Source organism: Aromatoleum anaerobium, assembly GCF_012910705.2.
Classification (GTDB): Bacteria; Pseudomonadota; Gammaproteobacteria; order Burkholderiales; family Rhodocyclaceae; genus Aromatoleum; species Aromatoleum anaerobium.
In genome coordinates, this window is sequence record NZ_WTVG02000033.1 from 87,997 (window position 1) to 104,065 (window position 16,069).

Below are 16,069 nucleotides of genomic sequence, written 5' to 3' on the forward strand. Positions count from 1 at the left end.
GTCCGGGTTGGAGCGGCGATTCTAATGGTTCGCCCGGCAAGACCCAAACGCGGCGGTGAGCTTGCCAGCGCTTCCCGGCCGCAGGCATGATGGGCGGAATATGCGAACGTCAATAATCGCCTTCGCGCTGGGCGTCTGGCTCTGCCAGGGTCTTCCGGAGCTGCCCGGCACCGCCTGGCTGCTCGCGCTTCTCGTGGCGAGCGGGGCTGTCGCGGCCGCGTTATGGCGCGCCGACGCTCGCACGCAGCTCGCCGGCATGTGCCTGCTGGCGCTCGCCGCAGGCTTCGTCTGGTCGGCCGCGCGGGCGCAATGGCGTCTCACCGATGAGCTACCGATGACCTGGGAAGGACGCGACGTGGTCGTGACCGGGATCATCGACGAGCTGCCGCGAACCGTGGGTCGCGGCGTGCGCTTCGTGCTGCGCGTCGAATCGGCGTCCGCCCCGGTGCCGCGGCGGATGCTGCTGTCGTGGTACCGTCCGCGCCCCCACGCCGGCGCCGACGCCGACGCCGACGAGGACGCGGGCGACGAGGGACAAGTCCCGTCGCTGCGACCAGGCGAGCGCTGGAAGCTGACGCTGCGCCTGAAGCGCCCCTACGGCCTGGCCAATCCCGGCGGCTTCGATTACGAAGCGTGGTTGCTGGAGCGCGGCCTGCGGGCAACGGGCCATGTACGGGCGAAAGGGGAAAACGTCCTGCTCGACCCGCTGGTGGCCGATCCGATGGTCCTCGTCCATCGCCTGCGCGATTCGGTGCGCACCCGTTTTCTCGCCACGCTCCCCGCTGCCGAATACGCCGGCGTTCTGGTCGCGCTGGCCGTCGGCGATCAGAACGCGATCCCGCAGGAGCAGTGGACGGTATTCCGCAAGACGGCCGTGGCCCACCTCGTCAGCATCTCCGGATTGCACGTGTCGATGATCGCGCTGGTGGTCGGCGGCGTAGCGGGTTGGGGGTGGCGGCGCATCCCGCCGCTGACGCTGAGGTTCCCGGCAAGGAAGGCGGCGGCGCTCGCGGGGCTCGCCGCCGCGACCGCCTATTCGCTGCTCGCGGGTCTCGGCATTCCGACGCAGCGCTCGCTGCTCATGCTCTCGGTGGTGGCAGTGGCGCTGCTGCTCGGGCGCGAGTCGGCAGGCAGCCGCGTCATCGCCCTCGCGTTGTTCAGCGTGCTGGTGGTCGACCCGTGGGCGGTCCTGTCGGCAGGATTCTGGCTGTCGTTCGGTGCAGTCGCGGCGATCATGTACGTCGTCGGCGGGCGCACGGGCGGCGTGCAGGGCTGGCGTGTCGCGGTGACGACGCAGCTCGCAATCACGCTGGCGACCGTTCCGGCGCTGCTCGTGCTGTTCAACGCGTTCTCGCTGCTGTCGCCGTTTGCCAATGCGTTCGCGATTCCGCTGGTGAGTTTCCTGATCACCCCGCTCGTGCTGGCCGCGATCGTGCTGCCGTTCCCGCCGCTGCTGGAACTGGCGCACTGGCTGACCGGGCTGATGATGGTCGCCCTCGAATGGCTCGCGGACATGCCATTCGCGATGTGGCAGCAGGCCGCGCCGCCGCCGCTGCTCGCCCTCGCGGGGATCGCCGGCGTGCTGTGGCTGCTGCTGCCGCGAGGCACTCCAGCACGCCACGCCGGCGTGCTGGCGATGCTGCCGATGCTCGCATGGTCGCCACCGCGCCCGGCGCCGGGCGAGTTTCGCCTGACAGTGCTCGACGTCGGTAATGGCATGGCAGCGCACCTGCAGACGGCCCGCCACGACCTGATGTACGACACCGGGCCGGCCTACGGGCCGGACGTGGACGCGGGCGAGCGGGTGCTGTTGCCCTATCTGGCGGCGGCCGGTCTGCACCGGCTCGATCGGCTGGTGATTTCGCACGACGACCTCGACCACACCGGCGGCGCCGCGTCGCTCGTTGACGGCATCGAGGTCACCGCGATGCTATCGGGCCTGCCTCCGGAGCATCCGCTGCGCGCCGGCGAACGCGTTGCGCCCGTTTCCTGTGTCGCCGGCGAGCGCTGGCGCTGGGATGGCGTCGATTTCGAGGTACTGCACCCGGCCGCAGGCGAGAACCCGCGTCGCGACAACGACAAGTCGTGCGTGCTCCGGATCGCCGCGCCCGGCGGGTCGGTGTTGTTCGCCGGCGACATCGAGACCGCCGCCGAGCGCAACTTGCTGGCGCGCTCGGCACGCGCGCTGGCGAGCGACGTCGTGCTCGTGCCGCACCACGGCAGCCGCTCGTCATCGAGCGCGGCGTTCGTCGCGGCCGTCGAGGCGCAAACCGCGATCTTCACGGTCGGTTACCTCAATCCGTTCCGCCATCCGCATCCTGCGGTATGGGCCAGATGGTCGGCTGCCGGGGCGCGCAACTGGCGCACCGACAGCCAGGGCGCGATCCGCGTCGACGTGCGCGGCGGCGGCGTGAGCGTCGAGGCGCAACGCCTGATCGCACCGCGCTACTGGCACGGGCGCTAGGCATCCGGGCTGCTAAACTCCGGCTTCCTAATCCAACGGCCTGAATCGATGAGCCTGCTCGACACCCTGCGCCGCCTGTTTCGACCCGCGCCGCTGCCGACCCGCCCATATCGCGGACTGCGCGAGAAGTCGGTGCAGTGCATCGGCCCCCACGGCCTGCATCGCATGGCCTATACGGAATGGGGCGACCCGGCAAACCGCAAGGTGCTCATCTGTGCGCATGGCCTGACGCGCAACGGCCGGGATTTCGACTTTCTCGCGCAGGCGCTCGCCGACGACTACCGCGTCGTCTGCCCCGATGTCGTCGGCCGCGGACGCAGCGACTGGCTCGGCGTCAAGACCGATTACGGCTTTCCGCTGTACGTCGCCGACATGATCACGCTGCTCGCGCGGGTTGATGCCGACACCGTGCACTGGGTCGGCACGTCGATGGGCGGCATCATCGGCATGCTCATCGCCAGCCAGCCGCACACGCCGATCTCGCGCCTGGTGCTCAACGACGTCGGCCCGGTGATCACCGCGGTGTCGCTGCGCCGGATCGGCGAATACGTCGGCAAGGCGCCCAAATTCCCCAGCATGGCCGCCGCCGAAGCCTGGATACGCGAAGTCAGCGCGCCGTTCGGCCCGCTGACCGACGCGCAGTGGCGACACCTCACCGAATATTCGGTCAGGCCGGTCGAAGGCGGCTTCGCCATGGTTTATGACCCAGGGATCGGGGATGTCTTCCGCCACACGCCGATCACCGTCGATGTCGATCTGTGGGACGTGTACAAGGCGATCCGCTGCCCGACGCTGGTGATCCGCGGGGCGGAATCGGATCTGCTGGAAGCGGAGACCGTCGCCCGCATGGCGCAGGCCGGACCGCGCGCGCAGGTGGCGGAGTTTCCGGGCGTCGGTCACGCGCCGGTGTTGATGGATGCATCGCAAATCCGCATCGTGACCGACTTCCTGCGCGCCTCCTGAACAACGGCTGCGATGAAGGAATTCATGACGGCGATCTCGGGATCCGATTGGGCGGGGCTGTGCTGGTTCCTCGCCGCGTGGGTGGGCTATGGCTGGTTTTCGGAACGCAGCCGCTGGGCCCGCGACGGCCTGATGGGGGTCACGCACCGTTACCGGCTGGAGTGGGCACGCCAGCTCGTGCAGCGCGAGATGCGCATGACCGATGCGGCGCTGGTCGGCAATCTGATGCAGAGCGTGTCGTTCTATGCGAGCACGACGATCTACATCATCGCCGGCCTGCTCGCGGTGCTCGGCGCACTCGACCAGGTGATCCGCTTTGCCGCCGACCTGCCGTTCGCGCGGGAAACCTCGCGTGCAGTATCGGAAGTGAAGCTGCTGCTGCTATTGACGGTGTTCGTCGTCGCGTATTTCAAGTTCACGTGGTCGCTGCGCCAGTTCAACCTGCTGTCGATCCTGATCGGCGCGAGCCCGTACATACGCCGCGGCGAAGATGCCGAGGCGACGGTGAACCGGCTCGCCACCGTGAACTGGCTGGCCGGCGACGAGTTCAACCGCGGCATCCGCGCCTATTATTTCGGCATCGCCGCGGTCACCTGGTTCATCCAGCCGTGGCTGTTCATTGCGGTCACGACGATCGTCGTGGTCGTGCTCTATCGCCGCGACTTCTCGTCGCCGGTTCTCGCCTCGCTGGTGCAGACTCGCGCCGGGGGATGAGCGGCTGCACGGCGACCGCTGCTAGCCGGTCGATTGCGGTCCTCGCGCCTGGTCGTCCTCGCCGGACGGTTCCGGTTCGAGCCGGATCGATGCCGAATTGATGCAGTAGCGCAAGCCCGTCGGCTGCGGGCCGTCCTCGAACACGTGCCCGAGGTGGGCGCCGCATTCGTGGCACAGCACTTCGGTGCGTTGCATGAAGTGGCTGCGGTCGTCTGCGGTCTCGACGTTTTCGGGCACCGCGGCGGTCCAGAAACTCGGCCAGCCGCAGCCGGCGTCGAACTTGTGTTCCGAACGAAACAGCGGTGCGCCGCAGCCTATGCAGCGGTACTCGCCTTGGTCCCAGCAATCCCAGTATTCCCCGGTGAAGGCGCGCTCGGTGCCTTTTTCCCGCGTGACCTGGAATTGCGCGGGAGTGAGCTGCGCGCGCCATTCAGCTTCGGACTTCTCGATCTTGCGGCTCATGGACGACTCCTCGTGTCGGAGCGACCCGCTGCCCAGTGCTTCAGTGCAGGTGCCGGGGCGTCGGCTCGCCGTGTTCTTCGGGCATTTCGGCGTGCACGATCTCGCCTTCGGGTGAAGGGTAGAGCGGGGCGCCGCAGTCATCGCAGTATTCGAGCGGGAAACGGTGGTCGAGGTTCACGATTTCGGTGACGCCGCAGTCGCGCAGCACGGCTTCGATCTGCGCCGGACTGTCGGCGTTGTCGTCCTCGGCCCCGAGCAGCGGCCACACGACGCCGTGCACCACCTCGTCCTTGCCGCGCAAGGTCAGGCCGACACGGTATTCCTCGAGATCGCGCTCGTGGAACGGCGCGATCACCGCGCGCAGGTTTCCGGCCGGCGCTTCCATTTCGGCGCCGAGGAAGGCCACCGACGCGCGGATCGCGTACGGCCGGCTGTCCTTGTCGGCCTGTCGGCTGGCGGCGAAATAGGCGTCGGGCAACACGACTTCCATCGCGCAGCCCGGCAGCAGCGGCATCAGGCACGCGCCGCCTTGCTTGCGCCACTGGCTGAGCGACTGGTCGCGCGAGCCGCCCGCCTGCTGCCAGCCGAACAGCGCTTCGCCTTTCGGCACCACGATCGCGGCGAGCAGGTAGCGGGTGTCCGACAGGAACTGCGCTGTCTCGGGCATGCCTTCGGTCTCGATATGCAGGTCGCGGCCGGAAAGCGCCGACTGCCCCAGCTTCGCGGCGAATTCCGCGGTGGCGCTGTAGCCTTGCGGCAACTGGTCGGGGCTGAACAGGAAATCGGCCAGCGCGAGCTTGACGTGATCGGCGAGGACGTGGGCCTGCAGATGCACCCGCAGGTTCGCGAGCGCTGCGGGCGAAACGGTCGTCGTTGGGATGCGGTAGCGCGACCACGCGAGCACCGGCGCGGCGATCAGCAGGATGTCGTGCTCGGGCGAGACGCCCGGTGCGCTTTCGGCGCGCGATTCGATGAAGTCGGCCAGTTCGTCGTAGCCGGGCGAATCAGCGCTGTACAGGTGGTCGAGCGCAGCGTTCAGGGTTTCCTCGTCGCTGTCGGCGAGCAGGCGGTCGAGGGCCGCGCACAGGTGGCGGTCCCAGTAATGGTCTTCGGCACGGCTACCGGATTCGGCCAAGCCGGTTGCGAGCCAGATCAACTGTTCGGCTTCGCGGCCCAAACCACCGCGGCGCTTTTGACGTGTTCGTTTCATGGAAATTCCTGTTTGGGTATCGATCGCCGCTGTCGCAGTCAGTACGCCGGGCGGTTCAGCCGCACGGCCTGCAGAATGGTAGCCGATATCTCTTCGATGGACTTGCTGGTGGAATCGAGCCACTGGATGTTTTCGCGGCGCATCAGCTTTTGTGCCGCGTCGATCTCGAAGCGGCAGTTTTCGATCGCCGCGTAGCGGCTGTTCGGCCGCCGCTCCTGGCGGATCTGCGCCAGGCGCTCCGGCGCGATCGTCAGGCCGAAGAGCTTGCCGCGGTGGCGATGCAGTTCGCCGGGGAGCTTGTTGCGCTCGAAATCCTCCGGAATCAGCGGATAGTTCGCGGCTTTGACGCCGAACTGGACCGCGAGATACAGGCTCGTGGGCGTCTTGCCCGAGCGTGAGACGCCGACGAGGATGATGTCCGCGTCGGCCAGTTCTCCGTCCGTCGATACCCCGTCGTCGTGGGACATGGCGAAGTTGATCGCCTCGATGCGCGCCTTGTAGTCGCTGCTGTCGGCGATGCCGTGAAAGCGGCCGACGGTGTGCGTGGAGCGCTGCCCCAGCTCGGCCTCGAGCGGATTGATGAACTGCTCGAACAGATCGATGAACAGCGCATCGACTTCGCGCAGGCCGCTCGCCGGGTCGGGGTTCACCAGCGTGCTGAAGACGATCGGGCGGATGCCGTCGTTCGCCGCGGTTTCGCGGATCTGCCGCGCGCAGTCGAGCGCCTTGTCGAGGTCATTGACGAACGGCACGCGCACTTGCCGGAAGCGCGCCTCCGGAAACTGGGCGAGGAGGCTGTGGCCCATCGTTTCGGCAGAAATGCCCGTGCCGTCGGAGATGAAAAAGACGGTACGGATGGGAGTTTCGTTCATGTTTTACGCCAGAAAAGTGGCATTGTGGAAAACCTGCCGTGCGGCAGAGCAGCATTTTTCGCTAAAATCGCATTTTGCTTTCTCCCCCACAAAATCGGAAGGCCATTCATGACCCGTTACGTCATTCCCTTCACCGAACTTCGCATGTCGGACGTGGAGCAGGTCGGCGGCAAGAACGCTTCGCTCGGTGAGATGATCAGCCAGTTGCCTGCCAGCGTGCGTGTTCCCGGCGGTTTCGCGACCACCGCCGCGGCGTTCCGTGAATTCCTGGCCCATCAGGGACTGGCCGAGCGCATCCGGGCGGCGCTCGACGCTTTTGACGTGGATGACGTGGACACGCTGGCGAAGACCGGTGCGCAGATCCGCCAGTGGATCATCGACACGCCTTTCCCGGCAAGGCTCGAAGAAGAGATTCACGCAGCGTACAACGCGCTGACCGCCGAAGGCGAAGGGAGTTTCGCGGTGCGCTCGTCGGCGACTGCCGAGGATCTGCCGGATGCGTCGTTCGCGGGTCAGCAGGAAACTTTTCTGAATATCCACGGCTACGAAAACATCTTGCACGCGATGAAGGAAGTGTTCGCGTCGCTGTACAACGACCGCGCGATCTCGTACCGCGTGCACAAGGGCTTCACGCATGCCGAGGTCGCGTTGTCGGCGGGGGTGCAGCGCATGGTGCGCTCCGACATCGGTGCTTCCGGCGTGATGTTCACGATCGACACCGAATCCGGTTTCAACGACGTCGTGTTCATCACCGCGTCCTACGGACTGGGTGAGACGGTCGTGCAGGGGGCGGTGAACCCGGACGAGTTCTACGTGCACAAGTCGACGCTCGCGCTCGGCAAGCCGGCGGTGATCCGCCGCAATCTGGGTTCGAAGCTGATCAAGATGGTGTTCGCTGACAAGAAGGAGGCGGGCAAATCGGTGCGCACCGTCGACGTCGCCGAAGCCGACCGCGTGAAGTTCTCGCTGACCAACGACGATGTGCTCGAACTCGCGCGCTATGCGATGGTGATCGAGAAGCACTATGGTCGGCCGATGGACATCGAGTGGGGCAAGGACGGCGAGGACGGCAAGCTGTACATTCTGCAGGCGCGTCCCGAGACGGTGAAGAGCCAGTCGTCCGGGCACGTGATGGAGAAATACCGCCTCAAGCAGTACGGCAAGTCGCTGACGCACGGCCGCGCGATCGGCCAGAAGATCGGCGTCGGCACGGTGCGCGTCGTCGCCGACGCCTCCGAGATGAGCCGCGTGCAGGCCGGCGACATCCTCGTCACCGACATGACCGACCCGAACTGGGAGCCGGTGATGAAGCGCGCCAGCGCGATCGTCACGAACCGCGGCGGGCGCACCTGCCACGCGGCGATCATCGCGCGCGAACTCGGCATCCCGGCGATCGTCGGCTGCGGCAACGCGACCGAAGTGCTCGAGGAAGGCGACTCGGTGACGGTGTCCTGTGCCGAAGGCGACACCGGCTACGTCTATCGCGGCCGGCTCGACTTCGAGGTCGTCACGACCGACATGGGCAACCTGCCGGAAATTCCCGTCAAGATCATGATGAACGTCGGCAATCCGGAACTCGCGTTCGAGTTCGCGCAGATTCCGAACGGCGGCGTCGGCCTCGCACGCCTCGAGTTCGTCATCAACAACATGATCGGCATCCACCCGAAGGCGATCCTCGATCTGAACCAGGTGCCGGCTAGCCTGCGCGACGAGATTCTGCGACGTTCGCGTGGCTACGCGACGCCCAAGCAGTTCTTCATCGAGAAGCTCGTCGAAGGTGTGGCGACGATCGCCGCGGCGTTCTATCCGAAGCCGGTCATCGTGCGCATGTCGGATTTCAAATCGAACGAGTACCGCAAGCTGCTCGGCGGCGAAATCTACGAGCCGGAAGAAGAGAACCCGATGCTGGGTTTTCGTGGCGCATCGCGCTACATCGCGCACAGCTTCCGCGACTGCTTCGAACTGGAATGCACGGCGATGAAAAAGGTCAGGAACGAGCTGGGCCTGACCAACGTGCAGATCATGGTGCCGTTCGTGCGCAACGTCGAGGAGGCCGCCGGTGTTGTCGACCTGCTCGCCGCGCATGGCCTCAAGCGCGGCGTGAACGATCTCAAGCTGATCATGATGTGCGAAATCCCGTCGAACGCGCTGCTCGCCGATGCGTTCCTCGAGCATTTCGACGGCTTTTCGATCGGCTCGAACGATCTCACGCAGCTCACGCTCGGTCTCGACCGCGATTCGGGCCTCGTCGCGCACGCGTTCGACGAGCGCGATCCGGCCGTCAAGCAGTTGCTGTCGATGGCGATCCAGTCCGCGAACCGCCTCGGCAAATACGTCGGCATCTGCGGACAGGGACCGTCGGACCACGCGGATTTCGCCGAATGGCTGATGGACGAAGGCATCCAGACGATTTCGCTGAACCCGGACACCGTGATCGACACCTGGCTGAAGCTTGCGGCGCACGTCAAGAGCTGAGGCCGGCGAGTCCATTGCCCCCAACGGGCGGCTCCCGCGCGGGAGCCGCCCGGGCGTCGTTACCTGTCGAAAAGGAAGAACAATGAGCGTCATCGATACCGTGACCCGGGATCTCCTGGACAAGACCGAATTCCTGACCATCGTCACGGAAGGGCCGGACGGTCCCCACGTCGTCGGCAACTGGGGCGACTATCTGCGCCGGCTGGGGTTCGACGAGGATCGCCTCGTCCTGCCGGCCGGGTACTACCGCAAGACCGAGGAGAATCTGCAACGCAACAAGCGCGTCCAGGTGCTCGTCGCGTCCCGCTCCGTCCAGGGGAGCCACGGTCCGGGCCAGGGCTGCGTTCTTCGGGGAACGGGCGTCATCCTGGAAGAGGGCGAACTCGCCGAGCGAGCCAAGGCGGCTTTTCCGTGGGCGCGGGGCGCACTCGTGATCACCGTCGAGAGCGTCGACACCCAGCTCTAGCCGATTGAAATGGCGGGCAAGTGAACGCGGCAGGAGAGACGCGCTTACGGCCCTTCCTTGCTTTCCCCGTCCGCGTGACCCAGATTTCTATCTCTAACGGCTTGCCATTCAGGAAAGGAGTTTTCCGATGAGCGAACGGCTGGATGGGAAGGTCGCTGTCGTCACCGGCGCCGGCAGCGGCATCGGCAAGGCGATCGCCGAGCACCTCGCGCGTTCAGGAGCGACGGTGGCGGTCACCGACCTCGACCTGAAGAGCGCCGACGAAGTGGCAGGCGGGATCGTCGCTCTGGGCGGGCAGGCGAGCGGCCTCGCGATGGACGTGACCGATGAAGTGGCGGTCGATCGCGGCATCGACGAGGTGGCGGCAAAGCATGGCAGCGTCGATGTGCTGGTCTCGAATGCCGGCATCCAGATCGTCAACCCGATCGTGGCCTTCTCGTTCGCCGACTGGAAGAAGCTGCTGGCCGTCCACCTCGACGGCGCATTTCTCACGACGCGCGCGGCGCTGCGCCATATGTACGCCGGCAAGCGCGGCGGCGTCGTGATCTACATCGGCTCGGTCCATTCCCACCTGGCGTCGCCGTTGAAGTCCGGGTACGTGACGGCCAAGCATGGCCTGCTCGGGCTGGCACGGGTGCTGGCGAAGGAAGGGGCGGCGCACGGGGTGCGCTCGCACGTCGTCTGCCCGGGTTTCGTGCGCACGCCGCTGGTGGACAAACAGATCCCCGAGCAGGCGAGGGAGCTGGGGATCAGCGAAGAAGAGGTCGTCAGCAAGGTGATGCTCGGTGATACCGTCGATGGGGAGTTCGCGACGGTCGACGAGATCGCCCGCACCGTGCTGTTCCTCGCCGCGTTCCCCGGCGCCGCCTTCACCGGCCAGTCGTTCATGGTGAGTCACGGCTGGTACATGCACTGAGCGGGCGGCGATTCCTTCGCGCACCCCCGGGTGCGATGTGCCCACCCCTCCTTCGATACCGATGCCATCCCGCTCGCAGCGCAAAAAATTGCCGTTCGAGACTGTCGCCCTGGTGCTCCAGGGCGGTGGCGCGCTGGGGTCGTATCAGGCGGGCGTCTTCGAGGGGCTGGACGAAGCGGGCATCGAACCGGACTGGCTCGCGGGCATTTCGATCGGTGCGCTGAACATCGCCCTCATCGCCGGCACGCCTCCCGGGGAGCGGGTCGATCGCCTGAGAGCTTTCTGGGAAACGGTGTGCCAACCGGTTTTCGTCCAGCCTGCCGCCGACCTGATGCAGCGCTGGGTCGAGCGGTGCGGTGCGGACGCGCGCCGCATCTTCAACGCCGTGGCCGCATGGCGTGCGGTGGTCGAAGGCCAGAAGGGATTCTTCACTCCCCGTTTGCCGCCGCCGTGGATGGCGCTGGCGCTACCTGAAGCGGAGGTGAGTTATTACGACACCTCCCAGCTGCGCGACACACTTTCACGGCTCGTGGACCTGGACCGCATCAATGCCGGGCAGCCGCGGGTATCGGTCGGGGCGGTCAATGTGCGCACCGGCAATTTCGAATATTTCGACAACACGACGGGCCCGTGGAAGGGACGCCTGCGGCTGGAACATTTCATCGCTTCCGGCTCCCTCCCGCCCGGTTTCCCGCCCGTGGAGATAGACGGCGAGTTCTACTGGGATGGCGGCCTCATATCGAATACCCCGCTGAGCCACGTCCTCGAGGCCCAGCCTCGTCGCGACACGCTGGCCTTCCAGGTGGACCTGTGGAGCGCGCTGGGAACTGTTCCGACGAATATCTGGGACGCGCAGGAGCGCCAGAAGGACATCCAGTATTCGAGCCGCACCCGCGCGATCACCGATCTGATGGCGCGCGAGCAGGAGCTCCGCCGCCTGATCCGGGAACTCCTCGAATACATCCCGGACGAGACGCGCCTCGGCGACGAGTGGTGCCGCAAGGCCGGCCCGTGGGCCTGCGGGCGCCAGGTCAGCGTGATCCACCTCATCTATCAGGAAAAGGAATGGGACGGACTCGCGAAAGACTACGAGTTCAGCCTCCTGACGATGCGCGACCACTGGGCGAGCGGCTTCGAGGACATGCGCAGCACGCTCCAACACCGCGACTGGCTGGAGCGTCCGCCCCGGGATCAGTGCTTCGTCACGCACGCCCTGCACGCGCCGCCCGGTTCGTCGTGAGCGATCCGGGCGGGGAGAACCTCAGAGCTTGGCTGCGACGCGCGTGCCCTGATCGATGGCGCGCTTCGCATCGAGCTCGGCCGCGACGTCGGCGCCGCCGATGCGGATCACCGGCATCCCGACCGACTGCAGCGGCGCCTCGAGGTCGCGCAGCGGGTCCTGGCCGGCGCAGAGGACGATGGTGTCGACCGCCAGCAGCTTCCTTTCGTCGCCTATGCGCAGATGCAGGCCCGTGTCGTCGATCTTCTCGTACCTGACGCCGGCGAGCATCTTCACGCCGCGACGGGCGAGCAGCGTGCGCCGGATCCAGCCGGTGGTTTTCGCCAGCCCTTCGCCGACCTTTGTCGGCTTGCGCTGCAGCAGCCACAGTTGCCGCGGCGGCTCTTCTTCCGACGCCGTCCCGAGTCCGCCGCGCCGCGCGTAGGTCGCGTCGATGCCCCACTCGCGCCGGTAGTGCTCGATCGGGTCGTCGGCGAGGTCGGCGTGAGTCAGGAATTCGCTGACGTCGAAGCCGATGCCGCCCGCGCCGATGACCGCGACCGTCCGGCCGACCGCCTTTCGGCGCGTGATCACGTCGACATAGCTCGCGACCTTCGGGTGGTCGATACCGGGAATGTCCGGTGTGCGCGGCGAGATGCCGGTCGCGAGCAGCACGGTGTCGAAACGTCCGACGAGATCATCCGCCTTGACGCGCCGGCCGAGCTTCACCTCGACGCCGGCCTTGTCGAGCCGATGGCGGAAGTAACGCAGCGTCTCGGCGAATTCCTCCTTGCCGGGAATATGTTTGGCAAGGTTGAACTGCCCGCCGATTTCGGCGGCGCTGTCGAACAGCGTGACGTTGTGGCCCCGTTCGGCGGCTGTCGCGGCCGCGGCCATGCCGGCGGGGCCGGCGCCGACCACCGCGATGCGTTGTTTCGCCGTCGCGGGCGTGATGACGAACTCGGTTTCGCGACAGGCGAGCGGATTGACGAGGCAAGTGCAGGGCTTCGCTTCGAAGATGTGGTCGAGGCAGGCCTGGTTGCAGGCGATGCAGGTGTTGATTTCCGCGGCCCGGCCCGCGGCGGCCTTGACGACGAAGTCCGGGTCGGCGAGGAACGGCCGTGCCATCGACACCATGTCGGCGTCGCCGCGCGCGAGCACGTCTTCGGCGACTTCCGGCGTGTTGATGCGGTTCGACGTGATCAGCGGAATGGCGACTTCGCCTTTCATGCGCCGCGTGACCCAACTGAACGCGGCGCGCGGCACCATCGTCGCGATCGTCGGGATGCGCGCTTCGTGCCAGCCGACGCCGGTGTTGATCAGCGTTGCGCCGGCGGCTTCGACCGCTTTCGCCAGCGCGACGATTTCTTCCCACGGTGCGCCGCCTTCGACGAGGTCGAGCATCGACAGCCGGTAGATGATGATGAATTCGGCGCCGACGCGCTCGCGCACGCGCTTCATGATCTCGATTGGAAAGCGGTGCCGGTTGTCGACACTGCCGCCCCAGCGATCGGTGCGGTGGTTGGTGTGCGGCACGGTGAATTCGTTGATCAGGTAGCCTTCCGACCCCATCACTTCGACGCCGTCGTAACCGGCGCTTTTGGCCAGTGCCGCGCAGCGGGCGTAATCCTCGATCGTGCGCTCGATGTCGGCTTCGCTCATCTCGCGCGGCGTCGCGGGCGAGATCGGCGCTTTCAGCGCCGACGGGGCGACCGAGCCGCGATGGTAGGCGTAGCGGCCCGTATGCAGGATCTGCATGCAGATCTTCCCGCCCTCGGCATGCACCGCCGCGGCGATCGGACGATGGTGGGCGACCTCGTCTTCGCTCGTCAGCACCGACGCGCCGGGAAAGATCACGCCATCCGCATTGGGCGCGATGCCTCCGGTGATGATCAGTCCGACTCCGCCGCGCGCGCGCCGGGCGTAGAACGCGGCGAGTTTCTCGAATGCGTTGCCGGACTCTTCGAGGCCGGTATGCATCGACCCCATCAGCACACGGTTCTTCAGCGTGCAGAAACCCAGATCGAGAGGCTCGAGCAGGTGCGGATAGGCGCCTCCGGGCGTGGCGGGAGTCGGTCGCGGCGCCGAAAGGGGGTGCGTCATTACGGTCTCCTGGGTGAGGTTTTGCATGGGGCGGACGTACGGGGGCGTATTGAAGCCATCGCGCCGATGATAGAGCGAGACCCGAAAGAGGACCAGCGGGACAGCCGCCGCGCGTGACGGGAGTGCCGGCGGGCAGGGTTGCGTGAATTGCCTGTTGTAGATATAACAGTTATAATTTTAAGGCTTTGGCGGGTCTAATTTTCGGTCCTCCAGTTTTCGGTTGGAATCAACAGGGATGGGCGTTAGCCCATTTTTTATTTGTGGGCGTGGAAATGGACGTCGAAGGTCTGGTTGAACAGGTGGTCAGCGGGCTCGGCTTCGAGCTGGTCGATTTCGAGACTTCCCCGAAGGGGCGGCTGATGCGTGTCTTCATCGATAGCGAGCGGGGTGTGACGGTGGACGATTGTGCCACGGTCAGCAATCAGCTCACCCGCGTGTTCGAAGTCGAGAACGTCGACTACGACCGGCTCGAAGTCTCCTCGCCCGGCCTTGATCGGCCGCTGAAAAAAACCGCCGACTTCGAACGCTTCGCGGGCGACGAGGTGCAGGTCCGGCTACGCATGCCGATCGGCAATTAGCGAAATTTCGTCGGGGTGCTCGAGGGACTGAGCGAAGGCGTGGTGCGTTTGCGCACCGAGAAGGGCGAGGTGGCCTTTCCCTTCGATGAAATCGAGAAAGCACGCCTGGTGCCCAAGTTTTGAGCTTTCGGATGTGGAGGTTTTGATTAATGAGCCGCGAGATATTGCTGCTTGTGGATGCGCTGGCGCGCGAAAAGAATGTGGCCAAGGACATCGTGTTCGGCGCCCTGGAGAGCGCGCTCGCCTCCGCAACCAAGAAACGCATCAACGATGAAGCCGACGTGCGGGTCACGATCGACCGCGATACCGGCGACTACGAGTCTTTCCGCCGCTGGGTCGTGATGCCCGACGAGGAGGTCGTCAATGACGAGGCCGAGATGGGCATCATCGACGCCCGCGACATCGCCCCGGACATCCAGGTGGGCGAATACATCGAGGAGCCGCTCGAGCCGATCGATTTCGGCCGCATCGGCGCCCAGGCAGCCAAGCAGGTCATCCTGCAGCGCATCCGTGACGCCGAGCGCGAGCAGGTCCTGAACGACTTCCTCGAACGCAAGGAACACCTGGTTTCCGGTTCGATCAAGCGCATGGAGCGCGGCAACGCGATCATCGAGATCGGGCGGCTCGAAGCGGTGATTCCGCGCGATCAGATGATTCCGCGCGAAAACCTGCGCGTCGGCGACCGGGTCAAGGCGTTTTTGCTGCGCATCGACCGTGGCGCACGCGGCCCGCAACTGATCCTGTCACGCACCGCGCCTGAATTCGTCGGCAAGCTCTTCGATCTCGAAGTCCCGGAAATCGAAGACGGCCTGCTCGAGATCAAGGCCTGCGCGCGTGATCCGGGTCTGCGGGCGAAGATCGCGGTGCAGTCGAACGACCCGCGCATCGACCCGATCGGCACCTGCGTCGGCCTGCGCGGCTCGCGCGTCACGGCGGTGCGCAACGAAATCGCTGGTGAGCAGATCGACATCATCGTCTGGTCCGCCGATCCGGCGCAGTTCGTGATCGCAGCCTTGCAGCCGGCCGAAGTGGTTTCGATCGTCGTCGATGAGGAAAGCCACGCGATGGATGTCGTTGTTGATGAGAACAACCTGGCGATCGCGATCGGGCGCAACGGGCAGAACGTCAAGCTCGCTTCCGAACTGACGGGCTGGACGATCAACCTGATGAGCGAGGAAGAGTCCGCCCAGAAGACCGGTCAGGAACGCGAGGGGCTGCGCGAGCTGTTCATGGAAAAGCTCGATGTGGATGATGAACTTGCCGACATCCTGATCGACGAAGGTTTCTCGTCGCTTGAGGAAATCGCATACGTGCCACTCGCGGAAATGCTCGAGATCGAGGCATTCGACGAGGGGACGGTCAACGAGCTGCGCAACAGGGCTCGAAATGTGCTTCTTACCGAGGCGATCGTCACGGAAGAGCATCTGGAGAACGTTTCCGACGATCTGATCAACCTGGAAGGAATGGACAAGTCGCTTGCCGCCACGCTGGCCCGGCACAGTGTCCTGACCCGGGATGATCTGGCCGACCTGGCTGTGGATGAGCTGGTCGAGATCGCCGGGATCGAACAAGAACGGGCAAGTGCGTTGATTTCGGTCGCGCGGGCGCACTGGTTCGAAGAATGACG

General features: G+C 65.8%; 12 protein-coding genes and 1 pseudogene. 9 read left to right on the forward strand and 4 right to left on the reverse strand.

All coding sequences use genetic code 11. The features are described from left to right. Window positions 1–100: 100 nt before the first annotated feature. Genes GO606_RS02180 through GO606_RS02190 form a run of 3 tightly spaced genes read left to right on the forward strand, consistent with a single transcriptional unit; the run spans window position 101 to window position 4,141 of the window. On the forward strand, window positions 101–2,464 hold the full coding sequence (locus tag GO606_RS02180; protein ID WP_169119044.1) for a DNA internalization-related competence protein ComEC/Rec2: 2,364 nt from the start codon (window positions 101–103) through the stop codon (window positions 2,462–2,464). Between the two features lie 48 nt (window positions 2,465–2,512). Further along, complete coding sequence (locus tag GO606_RS02185) at window positions 2,513–3,427, forward strand: alpha/beta fold hydrolase (RefSeq protein WP_169119045.1); 915 nt, start codon at window positions 2,513–2,515, stop codon at window positions 3,425–3,427. Between the two features lie 24 nt (window positions 3,428–3,451). Then, window positions 3,452–4,141: a DUF599 domain-containing protein gene (locus GO606_RS02190; RefSeq protein ID WP_169119046.1), complete on the forward strand. Its 690-nt coding sequence runs from the start codon at window positions 3,452–3,454 to the stop codon at window positions 4,139–4,141. A gap of 21 nt (window positions 4,142–4,162) precedes the next feature. Here the strand turns inward: GO606_RS02190 and msrB are convergent, their stop codons facing one another. Genes msrB through ppsR form a run of 3 tightly spaced genes read right to left on the reverse strand, consistent with a single transcriptional unit; the run spans window position 4,163 to window position 6,685 of the window. Then, on the reverse strand, window positions 4,163–4,603 hold the full coding sequence (msrB, locus tag GO606_RS02195) for a peptide-methionine (R)-S-oxide reductase MsrB (RefSeq protein ID WP_169119047.1): 441 nt from the start codon (window positions 4,601–4,603) through the stop codon (window positions 4,163–4,165). A 40-nt stretch (window positions 4,604–4,643) separates the two neighbouring features. Continuing rightward, entirely contained in the window at window positions 4,644–5,813 is a 1,170-nt protein-coding gene (locus tag GO606_RS02200; RefSeq protein ID WP_169119048.1) for a DUF2863 family protein, read from the reverse strand. Window positions 5,814–5,851: 38 nt separating this feature from the next. Further along, a complete protein-coding gene (gene ppsR, locus GO606_RS02205; protein ID WP_169119049.1) occupies window positions 5,852–6,685 on the reverse strand; it encodes a posphoenolpyruvate synthetase regulatory kinase/phosphorylase PpsR in 834 nt (277 codons plus the stop codon). Window positions 6,686–6,793: 108 nt separating this feature from the next. Here ppsR and ppsA point away from each other — a divergent pair, with 108 nt between their 5' ends. The 4 genes from ppsA (at window position 6,794) to GO606_RS02225 (ending at window position 11,782) form a co-directional block, all read left to right on the forward strand. Beyond that, the gene (gene ppsA / locus GO606_RS02210) at window positions 6,794–9,160 is read left to right on the forward strand and encodes a phosphoenolpyruvate synthase (RefSeq protein ID WP_169119050.1); all 2,367 of its coding nucleotides are present in this window, start codon (window positions 6,794–6,796) and stop codon (window positions 9,158–9,160) included. An 82-nt stretch (window positions 9,161–9,242) separates the two neighbouring features. Then, the gene (locus tag GO606_RS02215) at window positions 9,243–9,626 is read left to right on the forward strand and encodes a pyridoxamine 5'-phosphate oxidase family protein (RefSeq protein WP_169119051.1); all 384 of its coding nucleotides are present in this window, start codon (window positions 9,243–9,245) and stop codon (window positions 9,624–9,626) included. Between the two features lie 127 nt (window positions 9,627–9,753). Next, window positions 9,754–10,542 carry a 3-hydroxybutyrate dehydrogenase gene (locus GO606_RS02220; protein WP_169119052.1) on the forward strand — a complete coding sequence of 263 codons (789 nt, stop codon included), beginning with the start codon at window positions 9,754–9,756 and terminating at the stop codon, window positions 10,540–10,542. Between the two features lie 61 nt (window positions 10,543–10,603). Further along, window positions 10,604–11,782 (forward strand): DUF3734 domain-containing protein, encoded by a 1,179-nt coding sequence (locus tag GO606_RS02225; protein WP_211166690.1) that lies wholly within the window; start codon window positions 10,604–10,606, stop codon window positions 11,780–11,782. Between the two features lie 21 nt (window positions 11,783–11,803). Here GO606_RS02225 and GO606_RS02230 read toward each other — a convergent pair whose 3' ends face one another. Then, window positions 11,804–13,864, reverse strand: coding sequence for an NADPH-dependent 2,4-dienoyl-CoA reductase (locus tag GO606_RS02230; protein WP_169119054.1), 2,061 nt, complete (start codon window positions 13,862–13,864; stop codon window positions 11,804–11,806). A 272-nt stretch (window positions 13,865–14,136) separates the two neighbouring features. Here GO606_RS02230 and rimP point away from each other — a divergent pair. Next, window positions 14,137–14,565 (forward strand): annotated as a pseudogene (gene rimP, locus GO606_RS02235) (ribosome maturation factor RimP). A 26-nt stretch (window positions 14,566–14,591) separates the two neighbouring features. Next, entirely contained in the window at window positions 14,592–16,067 is a 1,476-nt protein-coding gene (gene nusA, locus GO606_RS02240; protein WP_169119055.1) for a transcription termination factor NusA, read from the forward strand. Window positions 16,068–16,069 lie beyond the last annotated feature (2 nt).